Raw genomic sequence first — 12710 nt, 5'->3', positions numbered from 1 at the left:
CCCCGACAACCACAGCCACCATCAATTGAGCAACCACAACGGCGAGCAACCACCTACGCGAGAGCGGCGCCGGTTTAGGCGCAAAATAGGGACAGCCCGCCGACGGGGGAAGATCGGCGGGCTGTCCGGGGTGTTGCCGCAGTGGCTAATGGACGGAGTGCTCCTCCAGCGGGAACGTTCCGCCGACGACGTCCTCGGCGAACGCCTTCGCCGCGTTGCCCATGACCTCACGCAGGTTCGCGTACTTCTTCACGAACTTCGGGACGCGGCCGGACGTCAGCCCGAGCATGTCGGTCCACACCAGCACCTGCGCGTCCGTCTCCGGCCCGGCGCCGATGCCCACGGTCGGGATGTGCAGTACCCGCGTCACCTCGGCCGCCAGCTCCGCCGGAACCAGCTCCAGCACCACCGCGAACGCGCCCGCGTCCTGGACGGCCTTCGCGTCGCGCAGCAGCTGCGCCGCCGCCTCCTCGCCCCGGCCCTGTACGCGGTAGCCCATCGCGTTGACGGACTGCGGGGTCAGCCCGATGTGCGCCATCACCGGGATGCCGGACTCGACGAGGAGCCGGATCTGCTCGTGCGAGCGCTCGCCGCCCTCCAGCTTGACCGCTCCGACGCCCGCCTCCTTCACCAGCCGGGTCGCCGAGCGCAGCGCCTGCACCGGGCCCTCCTGGTACGAGCCGAAGGGCAGGTCGCCCACGATCAGAGAGCGCTGGGTGCCGCGTACGACGGCCGCCGACAGCATGGTCATCTCGTCGAGGGTGACGGGCACGGTGGTCTCGTACCCGAGGTGACAGTTGCCCGCCGAGTCGCCGACCAGCATCACCGGGATCCCGGCCTCGTCGAAGACCGACGCGGTCATCGCGTCGTAGGCGGTGAGCATGGGCCACTTCTCGCCGCGTTCCTTGGCGAGGGCGATGTCGCGGACGGTGATGCGGCGGGTGCCCTTCCCCCCGTACAGCGCATTGCTGCCGTCGGAAGGCTTGTTCTGGGCAGCCGAAAGCTGCGTCATGGCAACGGCTCCTTCAGTCATCTCGAGGCGCCCTGACGGCGTCCCCGGATCGGTTCCATGGTGGCACCTCGTGCCAGCGAGGGCCAGAGGAGCCCCCTGTGATCCCTTCGGCGGGTCACGGCCCCGACACCGCTGTGTAAGGCCTCGGTAAAGAAATAAGATACGAGACGGTTCCGTATCGGAATGATCGTAGGCTCGGAGGCATGACAAGTTCCGTCCCTGCCCCCCGGATACCGGAAGCGGTACACCGGCGCCGATGGGCGATCCTCGGCGTGCTGATGCTGAGCCTGCTCATCGTGGTGCTCGACAACTCGATCCTGAACGTCGCGATCAAGACCATCTCCACTCCGGCGCCCACCGGCCTCGGCGCCACCCAGAGCGAGATCGAGTGGGCGATCAACGCCTACACCCTGGTCTTCGCCGGCCTGCTGTTCACCGCCGGCCTCATCGGCGACCGCCTCGGCCGCAAGAAGGTCCTGCTCGGCGGCCTCGTCGTGTTCGGCATCGGCTCGGCCCTGGCCGCCGAGTCCGGCTCCCCGAACCAGCTGATCGCCTACCGCGCTCTGATGGCCCTCGGTGCCGCCTTCGTGATGCCCGCCACCCTCGCCGTGCTCATGAACGTCTTCGAGCGCGAGGAGCAGCCCAAGGCCATCGGTATCTGGGCCGGCGGTGTCGGCCTCGCCATCGCCATCGGCCCGATCACCGGCGGCGCCCTGCTCGACCACTTCTGGTGGGGCTCGGTCTTCCTGATCAACGTGCCGATCGTGATCATCGCGCTCGCCCTGATGGTGTGGCTCGTGCCCGACTCGCGCGACCCCCGGCCCGGGCGGCTCGACCCCGTCGGCGTGGTCCTGTCCGTCGTCGGCCTGGTCCTGCTGGTCTACGGCATCATCAAGGGCGGCGAGCTGGCCGACTTCACCGACGCCAAGGTACTGGCGACCATCATCGCCGGTCTCGCCGTGCTCACCGGCTTCGTGATCTTCGAGAAGCGCAGCGACCACCCGTCGCTGGACGTCACCTACTTCAAGAACAAGGTGTTCTCGTCCGCCATGGCCGCCATCGCGCTCGTCTTCTTCGCGCTGATGGGCGTGACGTTCTTCTCGGTCTTCTACATGCAGAGCGTCCGCGGCTACTCGCCGTTCCAGTCCGGTCTGATGATGCTGCCGCTGGCCGCCGCCCAGATGATCTTCGCGCCGCGGGCCCGGCTGCTGGTCGACCGGTTCGGCAACAAGGCCACGACCACCGCGGGCCTGGTGCTGATCGCGGCGACGCTGGCCGCGTTCTCCTCCTTCGAGGCCGACACGCCGATCTGGGTGCTGGAAGTCGTCTTCTTCCTCATGGGCACCGGCATGGCGCACATCATGACGCCGACCTCGGTCGTCATCATGCAGGCCCTGCCCCGCGAGAAGGCCGGCTCCGCCTCCGCGCTCAGCAACACCTTCCGCCAGGTCGGCGGCGCCCTCGGTATCGCCGTCCTCGGCTCGGTGCTCTCCACCTCGTACCGCAACGGCATCGAGGGCAAGCTCGGCCTGCTGCCGCCCGGCCTCCGGGACACGGCGGGCGAGTCCATCGAGGCCACGCTCGGCGTCGCCGAGAAGCTCGGCGCGCAGGGCAAGGTCCTCGTCACCCCTGCCAACGACGCCTTCCTGCACGCCATGCACATCACCGCCCTGTGCGGTACGGGCGTGGCGCTCATCGGCGCCCTGGTGACGGCCCTCTTCCTGCCCGGCAAGCCGTCGGCCGGTCAGGAGGACAAGAAGGAGCAGGAATTGGTCGTAGCCGCTGAATGACCGAAACCGACGGGTCCACGGGGGAAGGAGGGTGTTGCGGGAGAATTCCCGCAGCACAGTGAAAGGACGGACGAGTGAGCCTTGCCGACAGCCGGCCGCGACCGGACGGGCCCGTGCGGGGCCGCCCGCGCAGTGAGGCCGTGGAACGCGCCATCCTGGAGGGCGTCGTGAAGCTCCTGGAGGACGGCGTGCCCCTTGCCGAGCTCTCCATCGAGCGCGTCGCGCGCACGGCCGGGGTCGGCAAGGCCACCATCTACCGCCGCTGGAGCGGAAAGGAGGAGCTGTTCGTCGACGTCGTGCGCGCCGCCGAACCCCCCGACCCCGTACTCCCCGGCACCTGTCTGCGCGACGACCTGATCGTGCTGCTGGAATCCCTGCGCCAACGCGGCCTCGCCAGCCGCTCGTCGGCGATCCTGCACAACGTGTACGCCCAGATGAAGAGCAGCCCCAAGATCTGGGCGGCCTACCACGCCGGCGTCATAGCGCCCCGGCGCGCCCTCTCCCTGGAAGTGCTGCGCCGCGCGCGGCAGAGCGGCGAACTCCGGGCGGACGTCGACCTGGAGCTGGCCAACGACATGTTCATGGGCCCCATGCTCGTGCGCTCCGTCATGCGCCCGGACGACGACCTGCCGGAGGGGCTCGCGGAACAGATCGTCGACACGGTCCTGGAAGGCCTACGACCCGTCAGCTCGACAGGCTCGTAGCACGTATGTGCACGTTTCGTCACAGACCACGCCGGTCCTGGGGGTAACCGGAACCCCGGGCACCGACTCGTTCGTCCTCGTCTTCCGTACGGCCGCCATGGGACGGCGGGAACGGGGTCGATCATCCCCTAGGGTCGGATGAACACAGGGGAACGACGGTGTGCACGGCAGGCAGTGAGGCAGACGGTATGGCGCAGCAGGCGTACATGACGGAGACGGACAACGGCGGCTCGGGGCCCGAGCGACCGGGATCCCGGCTTCGGCGCCTGATGCACCGGCTCTTCGGCGGCTGGCGCGGCGATCCACGCATCTGGCGCCGGGGCATCGTCCTCGCCGTCCTCGCGCTGCTGCTCGCGCTGGTGATGCTGCTGCACTCGCACATCCCCAACCGGGTGGGCAACCTGGGCAGCCTCACGGAGACCTTCCTGCCCTGGCTGGGGCTGGCCATCCCGGTCCTGCTGGTCCTCGGCGTGCTCCGGAAGTCGGCGACCGCCCTGCTCACGATCCTGCTCCCGGCGATCGTGTGGCTGAACCTCTTCGGCGGGCTGCTCGCCGACAGGACGGGCACCGGCGGCGATCTCATGGTGGCCACCCACAACGTGAACGCCGACAACCCCGACCCGGCCGCGACGGCCCAGGACGTCGCTGCCTCCGGGGCCGACCTGCTGGCGCTGGAGGAACTGCCCGCGTCCGCCGTCCCGGTGTACGAGAAGGCGCTCGCGTCGACGTACAAGTACCACTCGGTCGTCGGCACGGTCGGCCTGTGGAGCAAGTACCCGATGACCGACGTCCGGGACGTGGACATCAAGCTCGGCTGGAAGCGCGCGATGCGCGCGACCGTCGCGACCCCCGAGGGCCCGCTCGCCGTCTACGTGGCGCATCTGCCCTCGGTGCGGGTGAAGGTCGAGGCCGGTTTCACCGCCCGGCAGCGGGACAAGAGCGCCGACGCGCTCGGCGAGGCCATCGCCCACGAAAGCCTGCAGCGGGTCGTGCTGCTCGGCGACCTGAACGGCACGATGAACGACCGCTCGCTCAACGCCGTCACCTCGCAGATGCGCTCCACCCAGGGCGCGGCGGGCAGCGGCTTCGGGTTCAGCTGGCCCGCGTCGTTCCCGATGGCGCGCATCGACCAGATCATGGTCAAGGGCGTCGAGCCGGAGAGCTCCTGGACGCTGCCGCGCACGAACAGTGACCACCTCCCGGTGGCTGCTCGTGTGAAGGTGGACACGTCCTCGTAACCGGCCGGAATACTGGGCCCGGGAGACTTTGTTCCGCAGTTGAACATAAACTGGTGACGGAACCCCGCTCTCCTACCTCGAAAGGCACAGGCCCTCAATGCCTCTGGCCCTGCTCGCTCTGGCCGTCGGCGCTTTCGGTATCGGTACCACCGAGTTCGTGATGATGGGCCTGCTGCCCGATGTCGCGGACGACCTGCACATCTCGATCCCCGCCGCCGGGCACCTGGTCTCGGCGTACGCGCTGGGCGTCGTCATCGGTGCCCCGCTGCTGGCCGCGCTCACCGCCCGGATGTCCCGCCGCACGGTGCTCATCGGCCTGATGGCCCTGTTCGTCGTGGGCAACGCTCTCTCGGCGTTCGCCCCCGGCTACGACTCCCTGCTCGCCGCCCGCTTCCTCAGCGGCCTGCCGCACGGCGCCTTCTTCGGCGTGGGCGCGGTGGTGGCCACGGCGATGGTCCCGCCGGAGCGCAAGGCGCGCTCCGTCTCCCTGATGTTCCTCGGGCTGACCGTCGCCAACATCGCGGGCGTTCCCGTCGCCACGCTGATGGGACAGCACCTGGGGTGGCGTGCGACCTTCCTCGGCGTGAGCACGATCGGCCTGGCGGCGATAGCGTCGCTCGCCCTCCTGATCCCGCGCGACCGCGTCGCCGCCCCCACCACGGGCCTGCGCGGCGAACTGGCCGCCCTGCGGTCCCTGCCGGTCTGGCTGGCCCTCGGTACGACGGTGGCGGGCTTCGGCGCGCTCTTCTCGGCGTACAGCTACGTCACCCCGATGCTGACGGACTCCGCCGGGTTCGCCGAGGGCAGCGTGACGGTGCTGCTCGCCCTGTTCGGTGTGGGTGCGACGGCGGGCAACCTGCTGGGCGGACGCCTGGCCGACCAGTCGATGCGGGGCACGCTGTTCGGCGGGCTCGCCTCGATGGTGGCCGTACTGCTGCTCTTCCCGGTCCTGATGCGGGCGGAGTGGAGCGCTGCCCTCGCCGTGGCGCTGCTCGGCATGGCGGCGTTCGTCACCGGATCCCCGCTCCAGATGATGGTCATGGAGAAGGCCGCGGCGGCTCCCTCCCTCGCCTCCTCCGCCAACCAGGCGGCGTTCAACCTGGCGAATGCCGGCGGCGCCTGGATCGGTGGCTTGGCGCTGGCGGCGGGGTTCGGAGTCGCGTCGCCTGCGGTGGCTGGGGCGGGGCTGGCTGTACTGGGGCTGGGTGTGGCCAGCGTGGCTCACCTGGTGGACCGGCGCCGGGAGGTTGCTTCGGTGGGACGCGTCGTGGCGGCTCATGTGCCTGAGCAGCCGGGGGCGTTGCAGCACTGACTCATGGGGTCTCGGTCTCGTTCAGGAAGTTCGTGACCGTTGCCACGAAACGGCGTCCGTCGTCCAGCCACGGGAAATGGGCGGTCCCGGGCTGGATCACCAGCCGGCCGTGGGGAAAGAGCCCGGCCACCTCGGTCATCGCGCGGGGCGGGCCCGCCACGTCGGCCTCCCCGGCGAGTACCAGCACCGGCGAGCGGAAGCGTGCCAGCGCCGCACGCGTGGTGTCCGGGGTGAAGGCACCGGGTGCCGCGTAGGCGGCCGCAGCCTCGGCGTTGCGCTGTGCGTCCTGCGCGGCCTGGTGGGCGCGGGCGGAGTCGTCCCAGTGGCCGTACCAGAAGGGTGCGACAGCCTGCCAGGAGGTGGCCGTACCCCGCCCGGCGACGACCGCCTCCAGAGCCGCGAACGCCTCCGGGAACCAGGGCTCGTCGCGACGCAGCCGCGCGGCCCGGAGTCGGTCCTCTCCGCCGATCGTGACGCCGACGGCCAGGACGCTCGGCGTGATCAGCGCGAGCCTGCCGACCCGTTCCGCGTGGCGGCTCACATACGACACGCCCAGGTTCGCGCCGGCCGAGTGGGCGAGCAGATCGATCCGGTCGAGGCCCAGATGGCGGCGCAGAGCTTCCACATCGTCGACGAGCCGGTCGCAGCGGTAGCCGGCGGAGTCCTCCGGCCGTGCCGACCGCCCGTTGCCGCGCAGGTCCAGCCGGATCAGCCGATGGTGGGCGGCGAGGCCGCCGAGCTCGCCGAGATAGGCGGAGTCCTGCATCGGCCCGCCGGGCAGGCAGACCACGGCGGGGCCGTCGCCGGTCACGTGGTAGGCGAGCTTCGTGCCGTCGTACGAGGTGAAGAAGTTCAAGTCCATGGCGGGCAGCCTGGGGGTGGCGATGGGCGCCGGACTATCGTTTAGCTCCAGCTACATGGTGGGGACGGCGGGGCGGCAGGCGGCACGGATGGCGGTACGGCGGCATGGCGGTAGAGATCCGGTTCACCGCGGCCTCGGTCGCGAGGGTGCGGTTCGCTGTCTCGCCGCTGGGTGAGACGGTGCTGGCGCTGCGGATCCTGCTCGGTACGGGTGGCCACGCGGTGCACGAGCCGTGGGTGCGCGGGGCGCGGCCGCTGCTGGCGGACGAGTGTGAACTGCCGCTGCTGCGGGCGCTGATCGCCGGGCCGCTGCCGTCGTTCCTGTTCCCGGTGCCGCAGGAGCGGCTGCCGTCGATGACGGCGGAACTGGAGGTGCTGCGAGCCACGGAGGACGACTTCTTCCGGCGCGAGTACGCGGCGGTTCTGGGCGTCCCGCAGGAGGAGGCTCCCGAGCCGGAGGCGGTACTGCCGCGGCTCGCCGCAGCCCTGCACCGCTGCCACGACCTGGTCGTTGCACCCCACTGGGGCCGGATGCGGGCGGTTCTGGAGGCGGACGTCGGCAGGCGCGCGCTCACCCTGGTCGACGGCGGGGTTCAGGCCCTCTTCGCCGAGCTGCACCGGGACATCGCCTGGGACGGCGGCCAGTTGGTGGTGCACGGCAGGCGCACCCCGCACTCGGTCTGGACGGTGGACACGGGCGGGCACGGCCTGGTCCTGCTGCCCAGTGTCTTCAACTGGCCGCACGTGGGCGTCGACAAGTCACCGCTCACCGCCGCGTCGATCCGCTACCCGGCCGTGGGCGTCGGCCTGCTCTGGGAACCGCCCCCACCGGCCCTGGCGGGCCTCGTCCCGGTCCTGGGCCGCACCAGGACGGCTCTGCTCACGGCCTTGGCCGAACCCCTGACGACAGCAACCCTGGCAGAGTGCCTCGGCGTCACCCCGAGCGCGGTGTCACAGCACCTTGGAGCCCTCCGGGGGGCGGGGTTGGTGACGACGCAGCGGAGGGGTCGTACGGCGCTGCATCTGCGTACGGAACGGGCGACGCGGTTGCTGGACCCGCACGACTAGCCGGCGGGTCTGTATCGCCAAGTTCGGCGGCGTTGGTCTTTGTTGCGGACAAGATTCACTGACTGGATCGCTCACGAGGCTTTGGCCGTCGGCCGGTACGCGGGACGCCGCGGCTCCCTTCCTCGCCTCCTCTGCCTACCAGGCGGCGTTCAACCTGGCGAATGCCGGCGGCGCCTGGATCGGGGGGCTGGCGCTGGCGGCGGGCTTCGGGGTTACGTCTCCTGCGGTGGCCGGGGCGGCGTCGGCTGTACTGGGGCCGCGCGTGGCGGGCGTGGCCCGCGCGGTGGATGGGCGCCGCGAGGCCGCCCGCGCGGGCCGTGTGATCGCGACCCATGGACCCGAGCAGTCGGGCGTGCTCCACCCTTCCGCCCCCTGTATGTCCCCTCAGTTACCCCGACTCGGCTGGCCCTGTACGGCACCTCGCACTGCCGGGTCTGAGGGCTGTCTTCGGTCGGGCGGTAGCCTTCGACCGTGGTCGTGGTTGACCGGCCCCACGCCAGCCCCGACCCTGCCTGGGTTGGGCAACGGCTTTCTCGTTCTGCGTGACCGACCGCTGCCCCGGTTCGGCCGGCTCGTACGAAACGCCTTGCGGCCACGCTCGCTGCCGAGTTGAGGCACTGCACGAACTGGAACGGGCACCTAGCATGCCGCCCATGGCGATGTTCGTGCACTTGACGTCGGCGGCGAACGCGCCGCGCATCCGGCGGTCCGGGATCCGTGCCGTAAGTCACGGACAGGGCGGTGCGCGTGGGGTGTTCTGCTTCCCGGTGCTGCCGTCGTACACGCTCACCCACCAATGGCTGCGCGAGCTGGGCCGTTTCGGCAGTCGGGGAGGGCTTGTCGCCGTGCATGTGCGGCTGGACGACGACCAGGAGGTGCTGGTCGGGCGGTACGCGGACCGGAGGCGGGGCACCCAGGCCACCGTGTCCGCAGCCGAGGCGGTGCGGCGGATCGCGGTGCTGGAGGACCCGCGCGGGTGGGAGGTCTTCGTACCGCGGGCGATCGGGCCGCGCGAAGTGCACCGGATCCGTACCGCACCGCAGGTGGTGGGTTGGCGGTACCTGCCCGACGCGCATGGTGTGCGCCCCTGCACCTGTTTCGGCTGCCGGGTGCGCGGCGGGTACGGGGCGCGGCGCCTGCGCGAGCGGTTGCCGCATCCGCTGGACGGCCCACCGCCACCGGCGAGGGTGCTGCTCGCCAGGGTCGCGGCGGCCGGCGACCCGGGAGACCCCGCCGTGCTGCGGGAGGCTCTGCACTGGTTCGGCATGCGGCGCCGGGGCCCGCTCGCCCAACTTGCCCACCTGGCAGCCCACCCCGACCCCGGGGTGCGGGAGGCACTGGTGTGGGCGGTCGCCGGCTGGTCCACGCCAGGTGTCGCCGAGCTGCTGCAAGGCCTCGCGGACGACCCCGACCCGGATGTCAGGGAGGCCGTGGAGACAGTCAACGACGATGACTGACTCAGGTCGGCTGAGGGGGGATGGCAGGGTGCCGAGCCTTGGCCTTTTCGTCCAGTGGATGGGCAGGACCTCTGTGTCCGCACCCGACGAGACGGTGCAGTTCGTGAGCGTGCGGCTCCCCTCAGAGGTCCGGGAACGGTGGCGCTTCATCCATCGTCAGCAGCAGTCTCCGTGCTGGTTCGGCCTCTTCCGGTCGCATGGATGAGGCCAGGCCCTCGACGACCGGTCGGCCTGCGCGTACGGCTGCCCGGGCTGCCACCTCCCAGGCAGGCTGCTCCCGGAAGCTCGTGCGCTGCGGGCCGCCGGCTCACCTCCGTACGCGATCCGGGAGAGCAGCGGCGGGATGTCCCCGGCGGGGAGCTGTCGCGCGTCGCGCAGTTCCCCCCAGCGGATGCCGGAGATGCCTTTCAACAGACCTCCCACGCACTGTCACCTTTCGCAGGGCTTGCGACAACCCTGTCATCAGACCATCAGCGTCCTGGGGCGGGCGCCTCGATGAGGGCCGCAAGGGGCTCGCGCCGAGTACTTTTGCAAGAGCAGGGCGAAGGGATTCGGATGACGAGCGGTCTGCAGGCAGCCGAGCAGGTGATCGACCTCGTGCGTGAGAACGAGGACCTCGCACATCACGGCGACGGCTGCTCCGCGGAGGTGATCGCACGAGCAGAGGCTGAGATGGCCCTCTCCTTCCCGCCCTCGTACCGGCGTCTGATCGAGGAATTCGGTACGTGGGACATCCCGCCTGCCGAGTTCCCCGGCGTGTACCGGACTCCCGCCGGAGGAGATGAGCTGTTGGGCTCATCCGCGTACACCCTGGAGGACCGCGCGCAGATGGGACTGCCGCACCGCTTCCTGGTCGTCATGCACGACGACGTCCTGGGAGTCGTCGTTCTCGACACCTCTCGGCCGGACCAGGACGGCGAGTACCCGGTCTTCGCATGGAACCCGGGCGTTCCGGACGGCGGGCTCATGGAGAAGGTCGCGGACAGTTTCGGGGAGTTCGCGCTCGATGAGTGTCGCCAGAAACTGAGCTGAGTTCGGCTCCGGAGGATCGATACCAGGCAGGGGCCCAGCGGGCCCCTACCCTCACGCCTCCGGGATGTCGAACCGATCCAGGTCCCGCAGCCACGCCCGGGCCGAACTGTCCGACGGTGCACGCCAGTCACCCCGCGGGGAGAGCGAACCCCCCGCCGAGACCTTCGGGCCGTTCGGCATGGCCGAGCGCTTGAACTGCGCGAACCCGAAGAAGCGGCGGCAGAAGACCTCCAGCCAGCGTCGGATCTCCGGCAGGTCGTACGCCACCCGCTTGGCCTCCGGGAAGTTCGGCGGCCAGGCACCGCCCTCCGCGTCGTGCCAGGCGTGCCACGCCAGGAAGGCGATCTTCGACGGTCGGAAGCCGTACCGCAGCACGTGGAAGAGCGTGAAGTCGTGCAGCGCGTACGGGCCGATCTTCGACTCCGTCGACTGCATCTCCTCGCCCGGCACCAGCTCCGGACTGATCTCCGTGTCGAGGATCGCGGCGAGCGTCTTGCCGGTCTCCTCGCCGAACTGGCCGCTGCTGATGACCCAGCGGATCAGATGCTGGATCAGCGTCTTCGGCACGCCGGAGTTGACGTTGTAGTGGCTCATCTGGTCGCCCACGCCGTACGTGGACCAGCCCAGCGCCAGCTCCGACAGATCGCCGGTGCCGAGCACGATGCCGCCGTGCTGGTTGGCCAGCCGGAAGAGATAGTCCGTACGCAGACCCGCCTGCACGTTCTCGAAGGTGACGTCGTACACCGGCTCACCGGAGGCGAACGGGTGCCCCATCTCCTGCAGCATCAGCCGTGCGGTCGGCGTGATGTCCAGCTCGGCCGCGGTGACGCCGAGCGAGTTCATCAGCTTGTGGGCGTTGTCCTTGGTGTGGTCGCTGGTGGCGAAGCCGGGCAGCGTCCAGGCCAGGATGTCGCTGCGCGGGCGGCCCGCGCGGTCCATCGCGCGGGCGGCGACGATCAGCGCGTGCGTGGAGTCCAGGCCGCCGGACACCCCGATGACCACCTTCGCGCCGCCGATCGCCGCGAGGCGCTGCTGGAGGCCCTCGACCTGGATGTTGTACGCCTCGTAGCAGTCCTGGGCGAGGCGGTCGGGGTCGGCCGGCACGAACGGGAAGCGTTCCAGGCGACGGCGCAGCCCCAGGTCGGTGAGCGGCGGATCGAGTTCGAACCCCACCGTCCGGAAGTCACTCGTCCGCGCCCTGTGCGTACGGCGGTTGTCGTCGAACGTGCCCGTCCGCTGCCGTTCCTGTCGCAGCAGGTCGAGGTCCACGTCGGCCACCGCGTAACTGTCGGCGAGCGGGAACCGCTCGGTCTCGGCCAGCAGCGTGCCGTTCTCGTAGATCATGGTCTGTCCGTCCCAGGACAGGTCGGTGGTCGACTCGCCGAGGCCGGCCGCCGCGTAGACGTACGCGGCGATGCAGCGGGAGGACGCCGAGCGGCACAGCAGCTTGCGGTCCTCGGCCCGTCCGACCGTGATCGGACTGCCCGAGAGATTGACGAGGACGGTCGCGCCGGCGAGGGCCGCCTCCGCGCTGGGCGGCACCGGCACCCACATGTCCTCGCAGATCTCGGCATGGAGCACGAGACCGGGAACGTCCTCCGCCGTGAACAGCAAATCCACGCCGAACGGCACGGTCTCGCCGCCGAACCGGATCGATCCGCCGCGCTCGTCGGCGCCGTCGCCGATCTGCCGGCGCTCGTAGAACTCCCGGTAGTTCGGCGGGTACGACTTGGGGACCACGCCGAGGATCCGGCCGCGGTGGACGATCACCGCGCAGTTGTAGATCCGGTTGCGGTGGCGCAGCGGGGCACCGACGACCAGCACCGGCAGCAGGTCCGCAGACCCGGCCACCACTTCCTGGAGCGCCTCCTCGACCTGATCGAGCAGCGCGTCCTGGAGCAGCAGGTCCTCGATCGAGTAGCCGCACAGCACCATCTCCGGGAAGACGGCGACGGCGACCCCCTCGTCGGCGCACCGGCGTGCGTGGCGCAGGACCGCTTCGGCGTTGGCGTGCGGGTCCGCGATGACGGTGTGACCCGTACATGCGGCGACGCGTGCGAAGCCATGCTGATAGATCGACCAGAAGTTCAACGGAGGCACTGGCCCAGTGTAATCGTCAGAGCGACGCAATGGGGGGCGGGGGGGGGTGGGCACCCCCCCCCCCCCCCCCCCCCCCCCCCCCCCCCCCCCCCCCCCCCCCCCCCCCCCCTCTCTCCCCCCCCCCCCCCCCCTCCTC

At 70.5% G+C, this 12710-nt stretch carries 10 protein-coding genes and 1 pseudogene; 8 read left to right on the top strand and 3 right to left on the bottom strand.

The features are described 5' to 3' along the window. Window positions 1-145 precede the first annotated feature (145 nt). Entirely contained in the window at window positions 146-1012 is an 867-nt protein-coding gene (panB, locus tag AC07DS_RS22980) for a 3-methyl-2-oxobutanoate hydroxymethyltransferase (protein WP_479147995.1), read from the bottom strand. A 203-nt stretch (window positions 1013-1215) separates the two neighbouring features. On the opposite strand from panB, the gene AC07DS_RS22975 reads away from it, so the two are divergent. The 4 genes from AC07DS_RS22975 (at window position 1216) to AC07DS_RS22960 (ending at window position 6056) form a co-directional block, all read left to right on the top strand. Then, window positions 1216-2802, top strand: a complete 1587-nt coding sequence (locus AC07DS_RS22975) for an MFS transporter (protein ID WP_479147993.1) — start codon at window positions 1216-1218, stop codon at window positions 2800-2802. Window positions 2803-2876: 74 nt separating this feature from the next. Beyond that, on the top strand, window positions 2877-3506 hold the full coding sequence (locus AC07DS_RS22970; RefSeq protein ID WP_186581303.1) for a TetR/AcrR family transcriptional regulator: 630 nt from the start codon (window positions 2877-2879) through the stop codon (window positions 3504-3506). A gap of 269 nt (window positions 3507-3775) precedes the next feature. Next, window positions 3776-4744 carry an endonuclease/exonuclease/phosphatase family protein gene (locus AC07DS_RS22965; RefSeq protein ID WP_479148286.1) on the top strand — a complete coding sequence of 323 codons (969 nt, stop codon included), beginning with the start codon at window positions 3776-3778 and terminating at the stop codon, window positions 4742-4744. 97 nt (window positions 4745-4841) lie between these two features. Continuing rightward, the gene (locus AC07DS_RS22960) at window positions 4842-6056 is read left to right on the top strand and encodes an MFS transporter (protein WP_479147991.1); all 1215 of its coding nucleotides are present in this window, start codon (window positions 4842-4844) and stop codon (window positions 6054-6056) included. A 1-nt stretch (window position 6057) separates the two neighbouring features. On the opposite strand, the gene AC07DS_RS22955 is transcribed toward AC07DS_RS22960, so the two are convergent. Further along, the gene (locus AC07DS_RS22955) at window positions 6058-6918 is read right to left on the bottom strand and encodes an alpha/beta fold hydrolase (RefSeq protein WP_479147989.1); all 861 of its coding nucleotides are present in this window, start codon (window positions 6916-6918) and stop codon (window positions 6058-6060) included. 104 nt (window positions 6919-7022) lie between these two features. On the opposite strand from AC07DS_RS22955, the gene AC07DS_RS22950 reads away from it, so the two are divergent. The 4 genes and pseudogenes from AC07DS_RS22950 to AC07DS_RS22935 all read left to right on the top strand — a co-directional run bounded on the left by AC07DS_RS22950 (window position 7023) and on the right by AC07DS_RS22935 (window position 10474). After that, window positions 7023-7985, top strand: a complete 963-nt coding sequence (locus AC07DS_RS22950; protein WP_479147987.1) for an ArsR/SmtB family transcription factor — start codon at window positions 7023-7025, stop codon at window positions 7983-7985. Between the two features lie 106 nt (window positions 7986-8091). After that, window positions 8092-8340, top strand: a pseudogene (locus tag AC07DS_RS22945) (MFS transporter); the annotation flags it as partial. Window positions 8341-8638: 298 nt separating this feature from the next. Further along, complete coding sequence (locus tag AC07DS_RS22940; RefSeq protein WP_479147985.1) at window positions 8639-9442, top strand: HEAT repeat domain-containing protein; 804 nt, start codon at window positions 8639-8641, stop codon at window positions 9440-9442. A gap of 555 nt (window positions 9443-9997) precedes the next feature. After that, window positions 9998-10474, top strand: a complete 477-nt coding sequence (locus AC07DS_RS22935) for an SMI1/KNR4 family protein (protein ID WP_479147983.1) — start codon at window positions 9998-10000, stop codon at window positions 10472-10474. Window positions 10475-10525: 51 nt separating this feature from the next. On the opposite strand, the gene AC07DS_RS22930 is transcribed toward AC07DS_RS22935, so the two are convergent. Further along, on the bottom strand, window positions 10526-12574 hold the full coding sequence (locus AC07DS_RS22930; RefSeq protein WP_479147981.1) for an NAD(+) synthase: 2049 nt from the start codon (window positions 12572-12574) through the stop codon (window positions 10526-10528). Window positions 12575-12710 lie beyond the last annotated feature (136 nt).

This window comes from Streptomyces sp. NPDC044064, assembly GCF_056434245.1.
Note: the sequence above shows the minus strand (reverse complement) of the source record. Positions and strands in the feature narration are given on the sequence as shown.